Source organism: Desulfurella sp., from assembly GCF_049977265.1.
GTDB lineage: Bacteria > Campylobacterota_A > Desulfurellia > Desulfurellales > Desulfurellaceae > Desulfurella.
Map to the genome: position 1 here is coordinate 1 of NZ_JBMFGQ010000002.1, position 19,201 is coordinate 19,201.

The window sequence follows — 19,201 nt, forward strand, 5'->3', positions numbered from 1 at the left end:
TATGAGTGTTATTTATAAAATTCTTAAAGACTCTGTGAATATATAAAAAACCATACTTTTGTAAAATTTGACAAAGTTTTGATAGTTTAGTATTTTCTAATCTATGGACAAAGATGAGTTGTTCATGAAAAAAGCTATAGAGCTTGCAAAAAAAGGCTTACATAAAACTTGCCCAAATCCTGCTGTTGGCGCTGTTATCGTAAAAGATGGTAAGATAATTGGAAAAGGTTATCACAAAAAAGCTGGGACTGATCATGCAGAAGTGGTTGCCATAAAAAGCGTAAAAGATAAAACCATGCTTGATGGTGCTACGATGTATGTTACGCTTGAGCCTTGCAATCATTATGGCAAAACACCTCCTTGTTCAATTGCTATATTAAATTCTAACATAAAGCGTGTTGTTATTGGCATGTTAGATGTAAATAAAACTGCAAGTGGTGGTGCTGAATTTTTAAAATCTCATGGAATAGAGGTTGTAAGCGGCATACTTGAAAAAGAATGTCGTGATTTAAATAAAATATTTATTACAAACATTACAAAACAAAGACCTTTTTATGCAATGAAAGCAGCAATGCTCTTAAATGGTTGTATTTCTATAAAAGGCGGAGTATCAAAATACATTACTTCCAAAAAATCACTTGAGTACGTGCATAAGTTAAGAAGCACTTATAATGGCGTTTTAGTAGGTATAAACACAGTTTTAATGGATGATCCGCTTTTAAACTGCAGGTTAAAGCGCTGCGGGCAACCAAAACGCATTGTGCTTGATGCCTTTTTAAAAATACCGCTTTCTGCAAGAATATTTGGTTTTGAGCCTCAAAATATATATATAGCAACATCTGTTTCAAGTGATTCAAATAAAAAATCCATACTAAAATCTATGGGTGTAAATATTTTGGAGTGCGCTTCAACGTCTGATGGTATAGATTTGATTGATTTATCAAAAAAATTACTTGAAAAAGATATTTGCAGTGTTTTGGTTGAAGGTGGGTCTCGCATTCATGGATCATTTTTGAATGCAAATCTATATGATAAAGTACACTTATTTTATGCGCCAAAAATTACTGGTTCATATGGTGCTTTTAATGTAATTGGCTCTCAAGCAGCATCAGATTTTTCTGAAGTAAAAAATTTGAAAAGCTACAATTGCAAAAAAATTGGCGATGATATAATTATTGAAGGCTATTTTTAATGTTTACAGGCATTGTAGAAGAAGTTGGTAAAGTAAAATCAATAAGAGAAAAAAGCGGTGGTTTAAGCCTATTCATAGAAGCGACACATGTTTTGGATGATTTAAAAATGGGTGATTCTATTGCTGTAAACGGAGCCTGTCTGACATGTACAAAACTTGAACATAAAGGTTTTTGGGCTGATGTATCAAAAGAAACATTGGATAAAACAAACTTAAAATATGCAAGTGTTGGTGAGTATTTAAATCTGGAGAGGGCTTTAAAGCTTTCAGATAGGCTATCTGGTCACATTGTGCTTGGGCATGTGGATTGTACGGCAAATCTATTATCAATAAAAAACACAGGAGAATTTTACATTTTAAGAGTTCAATTGCCAAAAGATATAAATAACTATGTAATTTTAAAAGGCTCTGTATGTGTTGATGGCATGAGTCTTACCGTTTCTAATTTAACAGAAAATTATTTTGAGGTGGCAGTGATTCCGCATACATTTGAGAATACAACATTGAAATTTAGAAAACCAGCATATAAATTAAACATTGAGGCTGATTATTTTGGAAAATTTATAGAAAAGTATCTTAAGAATTTAAAAGAGGTGAAATGATTATGGAAACAAAAACTGATGTTTTTGATACAACGCTTAAATCTATCAAATACGAAGATAATAAAAATCTTCCTGCAAGCTTAAAAAGTGCATTTTGTACCACACAGGAAGCAATAGAAGAAATAAAATCAGGCAGGATGATAATCCTTGTGGACGACGAAGACAGAGAAAATGAAGGTGATTTGGTCATAGCTGCCCAATTTGCTACGCCTGAAGCTATAAATTTTATGGCAAAATATGCGCGTGGTCTTATTTGTTTTCCTGCCGAAAAACAAATTTTGGATAGATTGGGTCTGGACTTGATGGTAGAAAGCGAAGATCCATTCAGGACAGCTTTTACTGTTTCAATTGATGCAAAACATGGTACCACTACAGGTATTTCTGCAGCGGATAGATCGCTTACAATACAAACAGCAATAAAACCAGATGCAAAACCAGAAGATTTTGTTAAGCCCGGTCATGTATTTCCGCTTATTGCAAAAAAGGGCGGTGTATTGGTGAGGGCAGGCCACACAGAAGGTAGCGTGGATTTAGCCAAAATGGCAGGTCTGATCCCGGCTGCTGTGATTTGTGAGATTATGAATGAAGATGGCACTATGGCACGTACTGAGCAGTTAATTGAGTTTGCAAAACAGCATAATATTAAAATTGCTACAATTGCAGACATTATCGAATATAGGATGCGCACAGAAAAACTCATAAAAAGGCAGGCAAGTGCACATCTGCCTACAAAATATGGAGATTTTGAAATTATTGTTTATACTAATTCTATAGATAATTATGAGCATGTGGCTCTCGTAAAAGGTCACATAAGTCCCGATGAACCTGTGCTTGTTAGGGTTCATTCTTCATGCTTAACTGGCGATATTTTGGGATCTTTAAGATGTGATTGCGGTGACCAATTGCATACTGCTATGAAAATGGTAGAAAAAGCAGGTAAAGGCGTAGTGCTATACATGCAGCAAGAAGGCAGAGGTATAGGTTTATCAAACAAAATTAAAGCCTATAAGCTTCAAGATGAAGGATACGATACAGTTGAAGCAAATGAAAAGTTAGGTTTTAAAGCGGACTTGAGAAACTATGGCATAGGCGCGCAAATGCTTGTAGATTTAGGTGTTAGAAAAATGAGGCTTATGACTAATAACCCTAAAAAAATAGTCGCACTAAAAGGTTATGGTTTAGAGGTTATAGAGCGCGTGCCTATAGAAATTGAGCCAAATGATGTGAATAAATGCTATTTATCGGTTAAAAAGACAAAAATGGGACATATATTAAACAATGTATAAGGAGTTATATTATGAAATATATCGAAGGCTCGTTCAGCGCAAAAGGCAAAAAAATTGCTATTATAGTTAGTAGATTTAATAGCTTTATATCTGACAAATTACTTAAAGGGGCAATTGATGCAATTATTAGAAATGAAGGCAGTGAAGATAACATTACCGTATATAAAGTACCGGGCGCTTTTGAGATACCTATTTTATTGCCAAAGCTTATAGAAGAAGATTTTGATGGTATTTTGTGTCTTGGAGCGATTATTAGAGGCGCCACACCCCATTTTGATTTTATTGCACAGGAGACTACAAAAGGCATAGCTCAAATAGCTCAAAAAGCCAAAATGCCAATATCTTATGGTGTGTTGACAACAGACACAATCGATCAGGCAATTGAGCGCGCTGGTACAAAAATGGGCAATAAAGGCTTTGATGCAGCCATGTCTTTGCTTGAGATGATTAGTTTGTTCGAAGTAATATAGATTATGTCCAGGAGAACAGTCAGAAGTGAGGCGATGAAATATATATATGCTAAAAGTATAAATGAATCTTTTGCGTTGAGTGATTTTATTTTAAACTTTAGCAAAATCAAAAATACAAATGAAAGAGAAAGTCTAGAATTAATTATAAATGGAATTTCGAAGATTGAGGATAAACTTGAAAGTTTGATTAGACAGTGTTCTAATGAGTATGATAAACTAAATCAGCTTGATTTAAGCATTATTAAAGTAGGTGCATTTGAATTGATTTACACAAATTTGCCAAAAAGTATAGTTATTAATGAAGCAATTGAAATTGCAAAAGAATTTGGCGATGATATTTCCAGATCGATTGTCAATGGAATATTGGATTGCATAGGAGAAAACAATGGAAGATAAATTAATTGTAGCTTTGGATGTTGATACATTTGAAGATGCATCTATGATTGTTGATGATCTTGATAGTGAAGTTTCTATTTACAAAATAGGACTTGCGCCGTTTATCGGGTATGGTTTTAAGATTATTGATTATTTAAAATTAAAAGATAAAAAGTTTTTTTTAGATCTAAAATTTTTTGATATACCAAACACAGTTGAGCTGTCTGTTTATCAGGCTTGTGCGATGGGCGCATCCATGCTTACGTTACATACAATAGGTGCAAAATCAATGATAGAAGCGGCTATTTCTGGAAAAAAGCGATATGAAGATAAATTTGGAAAATCTGGTGCAATACTTCTTGGTGTTACAATTTTGACAAGTATGGATCAAGAAAGTCTAACAAATGGTATGTTTATAGAAAAGCCTATTGAAGAGGCAATTTTTGGTTTGGCTAAAAATGCTTATGAAGTGGGTCTTAGAGGTTTTGTTGCTTCACCTTTTGAGGCTAAACTTTTAAAAGATAAGCTTGGTGATGATATTGTGGTAGTTACACCTGGCATCAGGATGGATAACTCAAAAGATGACCAAAAACGCGCAAGCACACCAAGGTTTGCCATAGAAAACAAAGCAGACTATATAGTGGTTGGAAGACCAATTATAAAAGCCAAAAACCCAAAACAGGCAGCCATTGCTTGTATTAAAAATATGAAAGGAGAAGATTAAATGTTAACACAAGAAGAAGCCTTAGATATCTACAAAAAATGCGGTGCTTATTTAGAAGGTCACTTTAAGCTAACAAGTGGTTTGCATAGCAAGTATTATTTGCAATCTGCGCTTGTGCTTCAATATCCAAATTATGCAGAAAAACTATGCTCATCTATTGCAGAGCATTTTAAAGACGCCAAAATAGATGTAGTTATTGGTCCTGCTATGGGGGCAATTTTGGTTTCATATGAAGTTGCACGACATCTGGGCGCTCGAAGTGTTTTTGCAGAACGCGTTGATAATGTACTAACACTAAAGCGCAATTTTTTTATAGAAAAAAACGAAAGGGTGCTTGTTGTAGAAGATGTTGTTACAACTGGAAAAAGCGTTTACGAAACAATTGAAGTTGCAAAGCAGTACTCTAACAATATAGTTGGCGTAGGTGCGCTTGTTGATAGAGGTGGAGGATTTAACACAGAACTGGATTACTTTCCGCTAATAAGGCTCAATATTGTAAATTACGAGCCTGAAAATTGCCCATTGTGCAAAGAAAATATACCACTTGTAAAACCAGGTAGTAGAAAAATATAGAAAGGAAGATGTCATGGCTATCGGCAAAGAACAAATTTCTGAACTAATAGGGGACCAGATAAGAGAATTGGTTGACTTAAAAGGAGCTAGTATTTGGGCTTCGCAATATCTAAATCGCAAGGTTACGATTTCTAACATTTCATATCTGATTCAGTATGGCAGAATAAACAAATATGGAATTAATGGGAACCTAATGATAGATTTGAATGAACTTAAAAGTTATTATGACTCGATTGCTAAAGAAAAAAAACTGAAGAAAATATTTGGAGATGACCTTAACTGGCATTTGTCCTTTGTAGAATACACAGAGGCGGAAAGAACAAAACATGTTCATAGGTTGCATCCTTACAAAGGCAAATTTATTCCACAATTAGTAGAGTATTTCCTTGATTCTCATACTGATGAATTTAAGAGCGAAATTTACTTTCATAAGAGTGATATCGTTCTTGATCCTTTTTGTGGAAGCGGAACAACCCTATTGCAAGCAAACGAATTGGGCATGCATGCAATCGGTATAGACGTTTCTACTTTTAATACGTTGATTACGGAAGTTAAGGTTAAAAATCATGATCTGAAGTTAATTGCCAAGGAAATAAACGAGTTGACATCGAAGTTATATGATTTTGATAATATGAGAAATAATCTTGCTTTTGAGCAGAACTTGCTATCAGAACTTGCTAAATTCAACTCCAAGTATTTTCCGTCGCCTGAATTCAAGAAGAAAATAAATAGAGGTGAAATCAACGAAGAAAGATACGGAAAGGAAAAAGGGAAAGAATTCTTGAGCGTTTATTATTCCCTGGTAGAGAAATATCAGCTTAAAATTAAACAGGACAAAGATGACACCTTCTTGGGAAAATGGCTTTTGGAACCCGTAAGAGAAGAAATTGATTTTTTATCTGATGAGATAAAGAAGATAAGTGATAATGATGTAAGGAATGTGTTGGCAATTATTTTAAGCAGGACTGTCCGTTCTTGTCGGGCTACTACTCATGCTGATTTAGCCACATTAAAGGAACCTGTTACAACTACATATTACTGTAAGAAACACGGGAAGATTTGCAAGCCAATATTTTCTGTCAAAAATTGGTGGGAGTTTTATACAAAGGATACGCTTAAGCGACTTTATGAATTTAGTAAATTAAGGACGGATACTTTTCAGATTGCCTTGACTGGCGATGCAAGAATGATAAATATCTATGATGAGGTTGACAAGAAAGAGAAGGCATTTGCAGAGATTCTTTTGAAACAAAAAATAAAAGGTATTTTTACAAGTCCTCCTTATGTTGGACTCATTGACTATCATGAGCAACATGCATACGCATATGAATTATTCGGATTTGAACGAAGAGATGAATTGGAAATAGGGCCTCTCTTTAAAGGACACAATGGAGAGGCAAAAAGTTCGTACGTAAAAGGAATAACAGAAGTTCTTAGGAATTGCAAAAAATATCTTCAGAGTGATTACGATGTTTTCTTGGTGGCAAATGATAAATTTAATCTTTATCCAAAGATTGCAGGATTAGCCAACATGAAAATTGTCAACCAATTCAAACGACCTGTGCTTAACAGGGTAGAGAAAGATAGAGATACTGCTTACTCAGAAACGATATTTCACTTGAAGGAAAGGCAATGATGGATCAAAAATTTGATATAACTTTAAATGCAAAAAACATTTTTGAATCACCAATAACCTTTTTAGAAATCGGAGACTATTTATTCAAAAGAAGAAGGTTTTATTCCGGACCTAACACAAAGAAAATATATGAAGATTTTATTATCCGAGATGAAAACTAATGACATTAAATAAAGCACAACTAAGTGAAATCGAAAATGTAATAAAAGGAAGCTTGAGGACAAAATTCAAAACTTATAAACCAGAAACAAATAGCATGCCTTTCCATTACCGTTTACTTGGTAAGGACAGGATGGCGTTATTTTCTTTCATCCAATCATTAAATACTACTTTTGGAACATCTATTTTTGAGCCTGTGGCTAAAACCTTAGCAAGTTTGCAGTTTGCTTCAGCACAACAGCAATACGTTGTAGGCAATAATATAAGTGAGAAAGCACAAATTGAGATTCAGGATATTATGAATGCACTTACAACTGGAAAAACCCCAAACAAAGCTGATGAAATAGAAAGGATAAGAGCAGTTTGCAACAAAGGTACAATTAACCAATTAAAGACTGTAAAAGTGGATTTGTTTGTACAAAGCGCAAGCGGGATAATCTATTTGTTTGACTTAAAAACAGCTAAGCCAAATATTAGCAATTTTAAAGATTTTAAAAGAACTTTATTAGAATGGATAGCAATTTATTTGTTGAAGGAGCCAAACGCAGATGTTCACTCTTATATTGCTATTCCTTATAATCCTTACGAGCCAAAATCTTATGAAAGATGGACATTGAAAGGCATGATAGACTTTGATGAAGAGCTAAAAGTTGGAAAGGAATTTTGGGATTTTCTTGGTGGTGACGGTGCCTATGAGGAAGTATTAAATTGCTTTCAAAGAGCAGGCATAGAATTAAGACCAGAAATTGATGCATATTTTGGAAAATTTAAATGAATGCATAAAAAAATTTTTTGTATTAAAATTATTTGATACAATTGAAATATTAGCAAATGTGTATATTAATTAAAGGAGGTGCTTTATGCAACTTACCTATTTAGGCCATGCAGCAGTTATGGCAAAAGGAAGCGTTTCTATCATTATTGATCCTTTTTTAACAGGTAATCCGCAGGCAACTATTAAACCAGGCGATGTGAAAGTAGACTACATTTTGCTTACACATGGTCATGGAGATCACATAGGCGATGCACTTGAAATTGCAAAAGCAAATTCAGCTACCATTGTTGCGCCATTTGAGCTTGCAATGTATTGCCAATCAAAAGGCGCAACCAATGTGCATCCAATGTACATTGGTGGTGCACACAGGTTTAGTGATTCATTTTGGGTAAAGCTTACAATAGCACATCATGGTAGCAGTGTAATAGAGGGAGATAAAATAATCTATACAGGAAACCCATGTGGTTATGTTGTTGAACTTGATGGTAAAAAGTTTTACCATTCAGGCGATACGGGCTTGTTTTTGGATATGCAATTAATTGGCGAAAATGGTCTTGACCTTGCGATTTTACCCATTGGCGACAATTTTACAATGGGAATAGCAGATGCTGCAAAAGCAGTCGAGTTTTTAAAGCCAAAGAAAGTGCTTCCTATACACTATAACACCTGGGATGTAATTAAAGCCGATCCGCAGGAATTTAAGAATGCTGTGAAGTTTCCATGTGAAGTAGTAATTTTAAAACCAAACGAAACTCTAAATCTGTAAAATTTTTGGCTACTCTTTTTGGGTAGCCAATTCTTAAGCAAACACCAAATAAGCAATGCCCACTATAATCCTGTAAAAACCAAAAGCCATTAGATTGTTTGTTGAAATAAAGCGTAAAAAAGTTTTGACACTTATTATAGCAAATATCAAGGCAGTCACAAAACTTACGCCCATGGCCAAAAAGTCACTATGTGAAATTTGAGCATGGTCTTTTAATAATGCGTATGAACCAGCACTCAGAATCGTTGGAATCGCAAGTAAAAATGAAAATTCCACGGATGTTTTTCTATCCATACCAAGTAAAATACCGCCTACAATAGTTGCCCCAGACCTTGATACGCCAGGTATAAAGGCAAGAGCCTGGATAAAACCAAGCAAAATAGCTTTTTTTGTGCTGAGATCATCTATTTTGTAAACAGTAGGTTTCTTTTTGGATAATTCAACGGCTATAATTATAATGCCGCCTATAATTAAAGAAATTACGGTAATTTTATCATTGTACAATAAATAGTGTTTTACAGGTTTGTATACAATCAATCCTAAAATGCCTGTAGGTATAAATGCATAAATTACCTTTTTGAGTGTTTTTATGTCCACCAAAAGTCTTTTTGCGTAAAGAATAAGCACAGCAAAAACAGCGCCAAGCTGCATAACAATTTCATATATTTTGATAAAATCACTTGAAGGTATGCCCAGTAACTTGCCCACTAGCGTGAGGTTTCCAGCAGCAGATACAGGCAAAAATTCCAATACGCCTTCTATAATACCCAAAACAATGGCATGAAAAATACTCATAACGCTAAGGATTTTACATATTGCTTTGTGATTTGTCAATTTTATTTTTGAACTTGACTTTTTTGCAGAGATTAAATATACTAAAATAAAAAGGAGGTTACCTTTGGAATCAAAAAAGACATGTTATATTGTGATTTTAATATTAATACTATGTATTGTAGGTGTGTATTTTTACGGTTCTATTAAACTAAATTCATTTAAAAAGGCTCAAGAACTGGCGTTTTCAAACAAAATTGCCCAGATGAATGCTAATTTTGAAGCGTCACAAAAAGCAAAAACAGAATCACTTATGAAAAGCATAGCTGTTCCTCTTAGCTATTTTGTAAAAAATGCTATTGAATCAAACAATAATCAGAGCATAAATGAGTGTTTTAATGAGCTTGTAAGGCAAAAGGGTTTTAAAGACATTAACCTTGTAAGGGATGGAAAGATAACTGTAGGTACAAATAAGAAATTTGAGGGCGAAAATTTTGATAAAATTTACCCGGAAGACTTTGCAAAGTACAAAGAAATTACAATAAAGCAAATTCAACCCGGTTTGTCTTATCTAATAGTGCCTATCATGAGTACAAACTCTCAGTTAGGTTTTGTAGTTGTAACATTTGGTGAGTGATTTTCTAAATAAATTTTTTATATTTTGAGGTGTTTCATGGCTAGTGCGCAAAAAGGCGATAAGGTACAGGTACATTATGTAGGTAAATTAGATGATGGCAGTGTTTTCGACTCATCAATAAACGCAAACCCATTAGAGTTTACGATAGGTGATGGGTCAATAATACCGGGTTTTGAAGAAGCAGTTATTGGCTTAGGAGAAGGCGATAAAAAAACATTTAGTGTCAAGTCAGAAGATGCATATGGACCATATTACAACGAACGTGTTATTGTAATCAACAAATCTCAGCTCCCACCTGATTTAGACCCACAAATTGGGGACAGATTACAGGGACAACAGCCAGATGGTAGTGTTGTGCTGTTTAGTGTGATTGAAAAAAATGGAGACGAAATAACGTTAGATGGAAATCATCCTCTTGCCGGCAAAAATTTAAACTTTGAAATTGAGCTTGTAAAAATTCAACAAGAATCATAACAAAACTTGAAAGCCGCATCTTTTTTTTCGGGTGGCAAAGATGGTCTCTTTGCCACTTATTTAGCTCAAAAAAACGATATATATGTTAAATATTTTTTGTTGCTAAATACTACAATAGGTTTGTCTGTTCATTATGAAAACTTAAATACTTTAAAGCTTTTAGCAGAATCTTGCAAAAAAGAACTTTTGATATTTGACATGAAAAATGGTCAGGAACAATTTGTAGAATTTTTAAAAGCACTTGATGTTGATATGGTTATAAGCGGAGATATTGACCTGGAATCTCACTATGATTGGCTAAAAGAACTTGCCAAAAGATCAAACAAGGAGTTTTTAGAACCACTGTGGAAACAAGACAGTAAAATTTTAGTCAAGAAAATGCTGGATTGCGGCTTTAAGTATAGTATAATTGCCTGCGATAAATCTAAGCTTGATAAAAAATACTTAGGATACACTTTTGTAACAGAAGACGATTTGCATAGATTTTTAATCGAAAATCCACATATAGACCCAGCAGGCGAAGCTGGTGAATTCCATACGATTGTTACGTCATGTCCTTTATATGATAGAAGTTTTAAGTTAAGAACGGATTTTGTAAAAGATTCTGAAAAATACTACTATTTGCAGTGCAGTTTAGAATAATTTCAGTACTTTCTATCGAAAAATATGCTTTTTGAGCCAACATACAAAGGTACACCGTAAACTACAACAGCACCTTTTATAACACCGGTTTCGATAGCAGCTTTTCCAAGTGATAGCATTATTCTATTATCGATACCCAAAATACTTGCAAGCTTTACTAAAGAACCAAGCGCAATACCACAATCAGTTATGGTTAATGCGCAAAATGCACCATTTTTTTTGCATAAATCACAGGTTTCAAATCCGCAATATCCACAATTGTAATTGTGGTAATAGTCTTTTGCGCCTACGAATATTATTTGTTCAACATTTTCGCATGTAATTGAATCTCTTTTGTAAAAACCAAAATTAGTTTGATTTGAAATTTCGACCATTTTTTCTAAAATACGCTTAATCTGTTCTTTGTCAGGAATATTAACGACCAACACATCATCTTTGCCACCTGCTTTTGGTGCGCTTATTGCTGTATTAATTAAAAATTCAATACTACAATTAAACATAAAACCACCACCTTTTATTTTTCCCAAGATAATGCTTTACATCGAATAAACCAGCTACACTTTCTTATTGAATAGGCTTCCAATTGTATTGGATTTTGGTGTTGAGTCATCTTTTTGAGATTGAATCTGGATTTTGTTTTGTGCATTTTGCTCTATATTAAGGAGATTATTTATTTGCTTTTGGTTTGTTTGTACAGCTTTTCTCAAAACATCTATGCCTACTTGCGTGCTTGCGTTTACCTGCATATTAGTCCCCCTATAAAGCGAGTCTTAAAATACCTTCAATTTTTTCTTTTGTATACTCTGTTAAACCCCATTTTTTAGCTAAAGATGTGGCGTTTTCTGCAATCTCACCTATTTGAGATTGACTTATTGATACTTCTTTTAGTTTAGTTGGTGCACCGATTGAAGCAAAGTAATTCTCAAGCAATTCAATTGCTTTTGTTGCACCACTTACGCCAAAAACCTCTTTTCCAAAGTGTATTAACCTTTCGTTTAGTGTGTTAGTGTTGTATTTTAGCCACGCAGGGAATACTATAGATAGAGTAGAACCATGAGCTATATCAAAAAGCGCAGATAAAGAGTGGCCTATCATGTGATTTGGAAATGCGTATTCACCAATACCTGCTGTGGTTAAGCCGTTTAAAGCAAGCGTAGCAGACCACATGAAATTTGCCCTTGCGTCATAGTTTGCCGGTTCTTTTAAGATTTCTTTTGTTGATGAAATAATTGTTTTTACAAGTGTTTCAACAAAACCATCCTGAATTGGTGTATTTGGATATTTTTTTGTAAAATAGCCTTCCAGTAAATGTACAATAGCATCAACACTGCCATTTGCCACCTGGTCTTTTGGTACCGTGTATGTATTTGTTGGGTCCAGTATGGAAATTTTGGGAAATAAACAATCGCCTCTTATATTAAATTTTTGCTTTGTTTTTTCATTTGTTATAACAGCGCCTGAGTTCATCTCCGAAGCAGTAGCTGCAAGTGTTAAAACTGTATAAATGGGCAAAGCTTGTTTGATTTGGGCTTTATCAATGAAAAAATCCCAAACATCACCATCGTAATAAAAACCTGCTGCTATAGCTTTTGCACTATCTATCACGCTACCACCACCAACGGCCAATATAGCTTCCACCTGCTCTTTTTTAGCAAATTCAATTGCTTCATAAACAAATGAAAGCACCGGGTTAGGTTTTATGCCTGATTTTTCAACAAATGATACGTTATATTTATTTAGCGATTCTACAACTTTATCGTATATTCCATTTTTCTTTATACTCCCACCACCATACAATAATAAGCATTTTTTAACTTTTATATACTTACCTATTTTTTTAGTTTGATTTTCGCCAAAAACAATCTGTGTTGGATTGTAGAAAATAAATCCTTTCATTTGCACCCCCTTGACTTGCTAGTAAGTAAAGCAATCACATTACTAAAATATACTAACACTCTTATAAGTCAAGTATTTAAAACCTATATTATTTGACACAAAGATTTTTTAAGTTATAATTTTAACAAAATTGTATTTTTGAAGGAGTTGAAAGTATGCGAAGAAGCGATATTATGTTAAAAGGACCAGAAAGGGCACCACATAGATCTTTGTTTAAAGCAGATGGCTTTACCGATGAAGAACTTTCAAGGCCAATTATTGCTATTGCCAATTCTTCAAACGATATAGTGCCTGGTCATGTGCACCTAAAGACGCTTGTTGAAGCTGTTAAAGCAGGTATTTATATGGCAGGTGGAACACCTATTGAATTTAACACCATAGGTGTAGATGACGGTATTGCAATGGGTCATTTAGGGATGCACTATTCTTTGCCATCAAGGGAAAATATAGCAGATGCTGTAGAAATTATGGTAAATGCGCATCCAGTTGATGGACTTGTGATACTTCCAGCATGTGATAAAATTGTACCTGGCATGATGATGGCAGCAGCCAGGGTTAATATACCAACAATTATGATATCTGGTGGTCCAATGCTTGCCGGTAAATACCAGGGTAAAGATATAGATTTGGCGCAGGCTTTTGAAGCTGTAGGAAAATACATTTCTGGTAACATAAACGAAGAAGAGTTATTAGAAATAGAAAATATAGCATGTCCTTCATGTGGGTCTTGTTCTGGTATGTATTCTGCAAATTCTATAAATTGCTTAAGCGAGGCTTTAGGTTTGAGTTTGCCTGGAAACGGTACAATACCTGCTGTGTATGCAGCACGTGTAAGACTTGCAAAGCTTGCAGGTGCTAAGATTGTTGAACTAGTGGAAAAAAATATAAAACCAAGGGATATAATAACAATTGATAGCATAAAAAATGCCATTGCAGTTGATATGGCAATGGGATGTTCTACAAACACTGTGCTTCATTTGCTCGCCATTGCTCAAGAAGCAAATATAGAGCTTTCTCTTGATATATTCAATGAAATAAGCGATAAAACACCCGATTTGTGTTCATTTAGTCCAGTTGGGCCATACCACTTAGAAGATCTTGACAATGCAGGTGGTGTGATGGCTATTATGAGTAGACTTGATAGCATTGGTTTAATAAAAAGAGACTGCATTACTGTAACAGGCGCTACAATTTATGACTCCTACAAAAACGCAAAGGTTAAAAATAATAATATTATTAGACCAGTTGATAAGCCTTATTATCCAAAAGGAGGTTTATCAATACTAAAAGGTAACCTGGCACCATTTGGTGCAGTACTAAAGCAATCTGGCGTATCTGCAAAAATGGACCATTTTGTCGGAAAAGCCAGAGTCTTTGATAGTGAAGAAGAAGCAACAAAGGCAATATTTAGCAAACAGATCAAAGAAGGAGATTGTGTTGTTATTCGATATGAAGGTCCAGCGGGTGGTCCAGGCATGAAAGAAATGCTTCAGCCAACAAGCGCAATAGCAGGCATGGGTCTTGATACAAAGGTAGCTTTAATTACCGATGGCAGGTTTTCCGGTGCAACAAGAGGTTTATCTATAGGCCATATATCACCTGAAGCTGCAAAAGGGGGACTTATTGGTTTGATAGAAGAAAATGATTTAATAGAAATTAATGTACCAGAAAAAACAATTAATTTGCTTGTTGAAGAAAATATAATTGAAGAAAGAAAAAAACATTTTAAGCCAAAGCCACCAAAAATAACAACAGGCTATTTGGCCCGTTATGCAAGGCTTGTCCAGGATGCACATTTAGGAGCAGTGTTGAGGTAGCTTATGGAAAAGTATAATCCAAGTGTTATTGAAAAAAAATGGCAGGAAATCTGGGATAAGTTAAACTTAAATAAAGCTGTAGATTTTGATGAAAAACCAAAATACTATTGTTTGGAAATGTTCCCCTACCCATCTGGTAAAATTCATATGGGACATGTTAGAAATTATACAATTGGCGATGTTATAGCTCGTTTTAAGCGTTATACAGGCTACAACGTATTGCATCCAATTGGCTTTGATGCTTTTGGTTTGCCTGCAGAAAACGCAGCAATTAATGCAAAGATTCATCCTGCAAAATGGACTTACGCAAATATGGATTATATGCTCAGTCAATTGCAAAAACTTGGCTTTTCTTATGATAAAGACAGAATAATTGCTACATGTGATCCAAAATACTATAAATGGGAACAAAAGATATTTATAGAAATGTTTAAACGTGGTATGGCATACAGAAAAGAATCTGAAGTAAATTTTTGTCCTCATTGTCAAACTGTACTTGCAAACGAGCAGGTAGAAGATGGCAGATGCTGGCGATGCGATAGTGAAGTTGTTAAGAAAGATATCTATAGCTGGTATTTTAAAATCACAGACTATGCAGATGAATTACTTGAAGATATAAAATTATTGGAACAAGGTTGGCCTAATAGAGTGCTAAGCCAGCAAGTTAATTGGATAGGCAAAAGTGAAGGGGCGTTTATTAAGTTTCAGATTGAAAATACAAATGAATATTTGGAAGTGTTTACTACAAGACCAGATACAGTTTTTGGTGTTACGTTTGCAAGTATTTCTCCAAAACACCCGAAAGTTAAAGGACTTGTAAAAGATAAAAGCGTATTGGATTATGTTGAACGTATGGTTGTTGATCTGGACATTAAAAAAGATTATGATAAAGAAAAAGATGGTATTTACAGTGGTATTAATCTAATTAATCCTGCTAATAATGAAATTGTTCCACTTTATATTGCAAATTTTGTTTTAATGGAGTATGGCACTGGTGTAGTAATGGGTGTGCCTGCTCACGACCAAAGAGATTTTGAGTTTGCAACTAAATTTAATATACCCAAAAAGATTGTAATTTACCGTGAAGATTTAAGCAATGATGTAGAGACGTGGAAAAGCAGCTTTGTTGATAGTGGATTTCTTGTTAATTCAGGAGAGTTTAATGGTTTGCAAAATGAACTGGCAAAAGAAAAAATTGTTGAATATCTTGCAAACAAAAACCTTGCAAGAAAAGCATTTCAGTATAAATTAAGAGACTGGAATGTATCGCGCCAGCGCTATTGGGGTGCGCCCATACCTATTATTTATTGTCCAAATTGTGGAATTGTGCCAGAGCGTGTTGAAAACTTACCGGTAAAACTTCCAGAGGATGTAGAGATAACAGGTTTTGGCGGTTCACCGTTGGCAAAAATAGAGAGTTTTGTAAATACTACCTGTCCAATATGTGGTGCAAAAGCAAAAAGAGAAACAGACACTTTTGATACATTTGTAGAATCAAGCTGGTATTTTTTGAGGTATTGTTCTCCTGATTACGATAAAGATATATTCGACAAGCAAAAAGTAAAGTACTGGATGGATGTAGATCAATATATTGGCGGTATTGAGCATGCTGTAATGCATTTACTGTATGCAAGGTACTTTACAAAGGTATTAAGGGACCTTGGCTATTTGGACTCAAGCGAGCCATTTAAGCGTTTGTTAACACAGGGAATGGTTATAAAAGATGGCGCTAAAATGAGCAAATCCAAAGGCAACGTGGTAGATCCAGATGATATTGTTAACACTTATGGTGCGGATACTGCAAGGTTATTTATCCTGTTTGCAGCGCCTGTAGATAAGGATTTGGAATGGTCAGATGAAGGTATCGAAGGCTCATTTAGATTTTTAAATAGACTTTATAGACTTATTGCAAATTATGCTCATAGAGTCAAAGATGCACGTTTGCAAGCTTCACTTACGCCTAGCATTAAAGAACTTCTTTATGAGATAAACTCCTGCGTCCAAAAAGTTACAAACGACATTGAAAACTATCATTTTAATACAGCAATTGCTAAATTGATGGAATTTGTAAACTTTTTATATAGTTTTAACCCTGAAGAAAATGAACTTGGCTACTTTAAGGAAGCACTTGAAAAATTAACAATAATGGCTAGCCCTTTTGTGCCTCATTTAGCTTGCGAGCTTTGGGAAATGTTGGGCCATGGTGAAATTGTATTTTCTCAAAGCTGGCCTAAAGTTGAACTTGAATATGCAACTAAAGATACAGTTAAAATTGCAATTACAATAAATGGTAAACTAAGGGATACAATTGAAACACATAAAGATATAGAGCAAATAGAAGTGGAAAAGTTAGCTCTAAGCTTAGAAAAAGTAAAAAAGCATGTCGTTGGTAAAGAAATTAAAAAATTTGTGTATGTGAAAAACAAGATTTTAAACATCATTGTATGAAGGCTATAAATTACGCTAAGAGCAAAATTGCAATTTTTATTTTTTTAACAACTTTTTTTTTGGGTTCGTGTGGCTACCGCACAGTCACACACTCATCAATAATTGACAGCATAAAAACCGTATATATTGAAATACCGAAAAACTCTACATCAGATAAAAGCCTTAGCCAATATCTGCAAAAAGCCATTATTGATGAATTAAAAACACACAATATAAAGGTTGTTCAGCAAAAGTCTCAAGCTCAAGGCTACATTGAAACAAATATAACGCATTATTCGCTAGATGCTTCTTTGTTTGACAAAGAAGGCTTACCAATTATTTATAGATGCACAATAACAGTAAATTTGACGCTAAAAAACAAAGACGGGAAAGCTTTAATCTCAAATAAAACATTGACGAGTTTTGAAGACTTTAGGGCAAGTAATATAGAAGATGCCATAAAAACAGCAAACAGCCTTTTAATACAGAAGGTACTAAATAGGTTGGCAGTATTAATTAGAGAAGACCTATTTGTTAATTTTTAATGCCCAAAAGAATATTTGCCGTATTTTTTGCGCTTTATTTATTAGCAAGCCTTTTTAATTTAGGTAAAGTAGACTTTAGCTACAAAGAAGCCAAAAGTGCCATAATTAGCCTGCAAATGAATAAAAGTGGTAATTATAAATGGCAAACAATACTGGGCAGGCCTTACTTCAAAAAACCTCCACTTGGTTCTTATTATACGAGTATTTTTTTTAAAATATTTGGTGAAAATCAGTGGCAAGCAAGATTTGGTCAGTTTGTTTTTATAATTTTAACTGCACTTTTGCCATTTATTTTAAAAAAAGAGTTTGAAGGTATAGATCCATTTTACTTTGCATCTATTTATTTAACCACTGTAATTGTATTATTATCAATCAATAATTACTCTTTGTATCCAAGCGCTGTGTTTTTTTTATTTATGGCTTTCATAAAAGTATATTTCAGACAAAAAAATTTTGCAATATGGCTGATATTGGCTTTTTTAACATTGGGTTTAAGCGCGATTTTTTTGTTTTATTTTATTTTGCTTTGCTTTGTTGCTTTAGAAAAAAATAAAGAACTAATAAGCATAAAAGAACATCTGGTAGCTCTAGTTTTAATAGTTTTTTTAAGCCTTTTTGGTATAGCTTTGTATGGTTTAAATATAACCAGTATTCACTACCTTGCAGGTTCACTTTTTTTAGGATTTTTGCAATCTTTTAATTTTAAAAATTACCTGTGGCATTTGATTTCTTTTCCATTTATAGCATTTTTTTTGCTTTTGCCATGGTCAATTTTTATTAAAAATTTCTTTAGAAAATACGATACCAGGCTTTACAGATTTGCATTAAATGGAAGCATTGGAGTATTTTTTTTAATGTGGATTTTGCCATTTGAGAATTATTTAATCCTGGTGCCTTTTTTTGCAAGTTTGGTATCATTTTATAAAGTAAATATAGATAGTTTTTATCTCAAATTAGCAGCGATTTTTTTTATAATGCTTACTTGCGCTGCAATTTTGTTTGGTTATTTATTTGCTAAAGACTCAAACTATTTATTTTTATTATTTTTTAGTATTTTTGTAGCTGTATTTTTGTACAAACAATCCAAGAAATATGCACTTAATCAATATATGTATATTGTTGTTTTTTTGATTTGTGCAAAGGCAGCCTACAGTATGGTTTATATACCCTATGAGGCTAGCTATATGCCCGATATGTCGGTTTATGGTAAAAAAATAGCAAGTATTATTTTGAAAAATAAAGCAAAATATGTTATGAGTAATAATGTGCATTTAGATTTATTGTATTATGTTGAAAAAGAATCAAATTTGCCAATATATATACCACAAAAATCAAAAGGTGCGCTTATAACGCAAAACAAAGAAGTGCTTAAAAAAGTCTATGGCAGTGAGTTTAGTCCATACGGAGTATTTTATGTGGGAGAATATTAGATAG

At 33.9% G+C, this 19,201-nt stretch carries 21 protein-coding genes; 17 read left to right on the plus strand and 4 right to left on the minus strand.

Going from position 1 to position 19,201, the window contains the following annotated elements; all coding sequences use genetic code 11:
- Positions 1 to 103 precede the first annotated feature (103 nt).
- The 10 genes from ribD (at position 104) to ACP5FO_RS00740 (ending at position 8,558) form a co-directional block, all read left to right on the plus strand.
- A complete protein-coding gene (gene ribD, locus ACP5FO_RS00695; RefSeq protein WP_428156858.1) occupies positions 104 to 1,192 on the plus strand; it encodes a bifunctional diaminohydroxyphosphoribosylaminopyrimidine deaminase/5-amino-6-(5-phosphoribosylamino)uracil reductase RibD in 1,089 nt (362 codons plus the stop codon).
- The gene (locus ACP5FO_RS00700; protein WP_092127619.1) at positions 1,192 to 1,794 is read left to right on the plus strand and encodes a riboflavin synthase; all 603 of its coding nucleotides are present in this window, start codon (positions 1,192 to 1,194) and stop codon (positions 1,792 to 1,794) included. The genes ribD and ACP5FO_RS00700 overlap by 1 nt, the downstream gene beginning before the upstream one ends.
- Before the next feature lie 137 nt (positions 1,795 to 1,931).
- On the plus strand, positions 1,932 to 3,080 hold the full coding sequence (locus tag ACP5FO_RS00705) for a bifunctional 3,4-dihydroxy-2-butanone-4-phosphate synthase/GTP cyclohydrolase II (protein ID WP_428110717.1): 1,149 nt from the start codon (positions 1,932 to 1,934) through the stop codon (positions 3,078 to 3,080).
- Positions 3,081 to 3,091: 11 nt separating this feature from the next.
- Positions 3,092 to 3,550, plus strand: a complete 459-nt coding sequence (gene ribH / locus ACP5FO_RS00710; protein ID WP_428110715.1) for a 6,7-dimethyl-8-ribityllumazine synthase — start codon at positions 3,092 to 3,094, stop codon at positions 3,548 to 3,550.
- 3 nt (positions 3,551 to 3,553) lie between these two features.
- Positions 3,554 to 3,946, plus strand: coding sequence for a transcription antitermination factor NusB (locus tag ACP5FO_RS00715; protein ID WP_428110714.1), 393 nt, complete (start codon positions 3,554 to 3,556; stop codon positions 3,944 to 3,946).
- A complete protein-coding gene (pyrF, locus tag ACP5FO_RS00720; RefSeq protein ID WP_428110713.1) occupies positions 3,936 to 4,649 on the plus strand; it encodes an orotidine-5'-phosphate decarboxylase in 714 nt (237 codons plus the stop codon). Before ACP5FO_RS00715 ends, pyrF begins: the two co-directional genes overlap by 11 nt.
- A complete protein-coding gene (gene pyrE / locus ACP5FO_RS00725; RefSeq protein WP_428156859.1) occupies positions 4,650 to 5,222 on the plus strand; it encodes an orotate phosphoribosyltransferase in 573 nt (190 codons plus the stop codon). It abuts the gene before it with no gap.
- A 13-nt stretch (positions 5,223 to 5,235) separates the two neighbouring features.
- Positions 5,236 to 6,858, plus strand: a complete 1,623-nt coding sequence (locus tag ACP5FO_RS00730; RefSeq protein WP_428110711.1) for a DNA methyltransferase — start codon at positions 5,236 to 5,238, stop codon at positions 6,856 to 6,858.
- A 160-nt stretch (positions 6,859 to 7,018) separates the two neighbouring features.
- Positions 7,019 to 7,792, plus strand: a complete 774-nt coding sequence (locus ACP5FO_RS00735) for a TdeIII family type II restriction endonuclease (protein ID WP_428110710.1) — start codon at positions 7,019 to 7,021, stop codon at positions 7,790 to 7,792.
- A gap of 85 nt (positions 7,793 to 7,877) precedes the next feature.
- A complete protein-coding gene (locus ACP5FO_RS00740) occupies positions 7,878 to 8,558 on the plus strand; it encodes a metal-dependent hydrolase (protein WP_428110709.1) in 681 nt (226 codons plus the stop codon).
- Between the two features lie 33 nt (positions 8,559 to 8,591).
- Here the strand turns inward: ACP5FO_RS00740 and uppP are convergent, their stop codons facing one another.
- Complete coding sequence (gene uppP, locus ACP5FO_RS00745) at positions 8,592 to 9,353, minus strand: undecaprenyl-diphosphatase UppP (RefSeq protein WP_428156860.1); 762 nt, start codon at positions 9,351 to 9,353, stop codon at positions 8,592 to 8,594.
- 103 nt (positions 9,354 to 9,456) lie between these two features.
- On the opposite strand from uppP, the gene ACP5FO_RS00750 reads away from it, so the two are divergent.
- Genes ACP5FO_RS00750 through ACP5FO_RS00760 form a run of 3 tightly spaced genes read left to right on the plus strand, consistent with a single transcriptional unit; the run spans position 9,457 to position 11,082 of the window.
- Positions 9,457 to 9,966, plus strand: a complete 510-nt coding sequence (locus tag ACP5FO_RS00750; protein WP_428105756.1) for a hypothetical protein — start codon at positions 9,457 to 9,459, stop codon at positions 9,964 to 9,966.
- A gap of 36 nt (positions 9,967 to 10,002) precedes the next feature.
- On the plus strand, positions 10,003 to 10,440 hold the full coding sequence (locus ACP5FO_RS00755) for an FKBP-type peptidyl-prolyl cis-trans isomerase (RefSeq protein WP_428105758.1): 438 nt from the start codon (positions 10,003 to 10,005) through the stop codon (positions 10,438 to 10,440).
- A 6-nt stretch (positions 10,441 to 10,446) separates the two neighbouring features.
- Positions 10,447 to 11,082, plus strand: coding sequence for an ATP pyrophosphatase (locus tag ACP5FO_RS00760; RefSeq protein WP_428156861.1), 636 nt, complete (start codon positions 10,447 to 10,449; stop codon positions 11,080 to 11,082).
- A gap of 2 nt (positions 11,083 to 11,084) precedes the next feature.
- Here ACP5FO_RS00760 and ACP5FO_RS00765 read toward each other — a convergent pair whose 3' ends face one another.
- Genes ACP5FO_RS00765 through ACP5FO_RS00775 form a run of 3 tightly spaced genes read right to left on the minus strand, consistent with a single transcriptional unit; the run spans position 11,085 to position 12,978 of the window.
- Positions 11,085 to 11,582, minus strand: a complete 498-nt coding sequence (locus ACP5FO_RS00765) for a DUF2148 domain-containing protein (protein ID WP_428105763.1) — start codon at positions 11,580 to 11,582, stop codon at positions 11,085 to 11,087.
- Between the two features lie 54 nt (positions 11,583 to 11,636).
- Positions 11,637 to 11,828 carry a hypothetical protein gene (locus ACP5FO_RS00770; RefSeq protein ID WP_428105767.1) on the minus strand — a complete coding sequence of 64 codons (192 nt, stop codon included), beginning with the start codon at positions 11,826 to 11,828 and terminating at the stop codon, positions 11,637 to 11,639.
- A 10-nt stretch (positions 11,829 to 11,838) separates the two neighbouring features.
- The gene (locus ACP5FO_RS00775; RefSeq protein ID WP_428156862.1) at positions 11,839 to 12,978 is read right to left on the minus strand and encodes an iron-containing alcohol dehydrogenase; all 1,140 of its coding nucleotides are present in this window, start codon (positions 12,976 to 12,978) and stop codon (positions 11,839 to 11,841) included.
- Positions 12,979 to 13,133: 155 nt separating this feature from the next.
- On the opposite strand from ACP5FO_RS00775, the gene ilvD reads away from it, so the two are divergent.
- From ilvD to ACP5FO_RS00795, 4 genes are read left to right on the plus strand one after another with little or no spacing between them, the layout of a single operon-like run.
- Positions 13,134 to 14,795 (plus strand): dihydroxy-acid dehydratase, encoded by a 1,662-nt coding sequence (gene ilvD / locus ACP5FO_RS00780; RefSeq protein WP_428156863.1) that lies wholly within the window; start codon positions 13,134 to 13,136, stop codon positions 14,793 to 14,795.
- A gap of 3 nt (positions 14,796 to 14,798) precedes the next feature.
- Entirely contained in the window at positions 14,799 to 17,243 is a 2,445-nt protein-coding gene (gene leuS, locus ACP5FO_RS00785) for a leucine--tRNA ligase (protein WP_428156864.1), read from the plus strand.
- Positions 17,240 to 17,767 carry an LPS assembly lipoprotein LptE gene (gene lptE, locus ACP5FO_RS00790; protein WP_428105777.1) on the plus strand — a complete coding sequence of 176 codons (528 nt, stop codon included), beginning with the start codon at positions 17,240 to 17,242 and terminating at the stop codon, positions 17,765 to 17,767. The genes leuS and lptE overlap by 4 nt, the downstream gene beginning before the upstream one ends.
- A complete protein-coding gene (locus tag ACP5FO_RS00795; RefSeq protein WP_428105779.1) occupies positions 17,767 to 19,197 on the plus strand; it encodes an ArnT family glycosyltransferase in 1,431 nt (476 codons plus the stop codon). Before lptE ends, ACP5FO_RS00795 begins: the two co-directional genes overlap by 1 nt.
- Positions 19,198 to 19,201 lie beyond the last annotated feature (4 nt).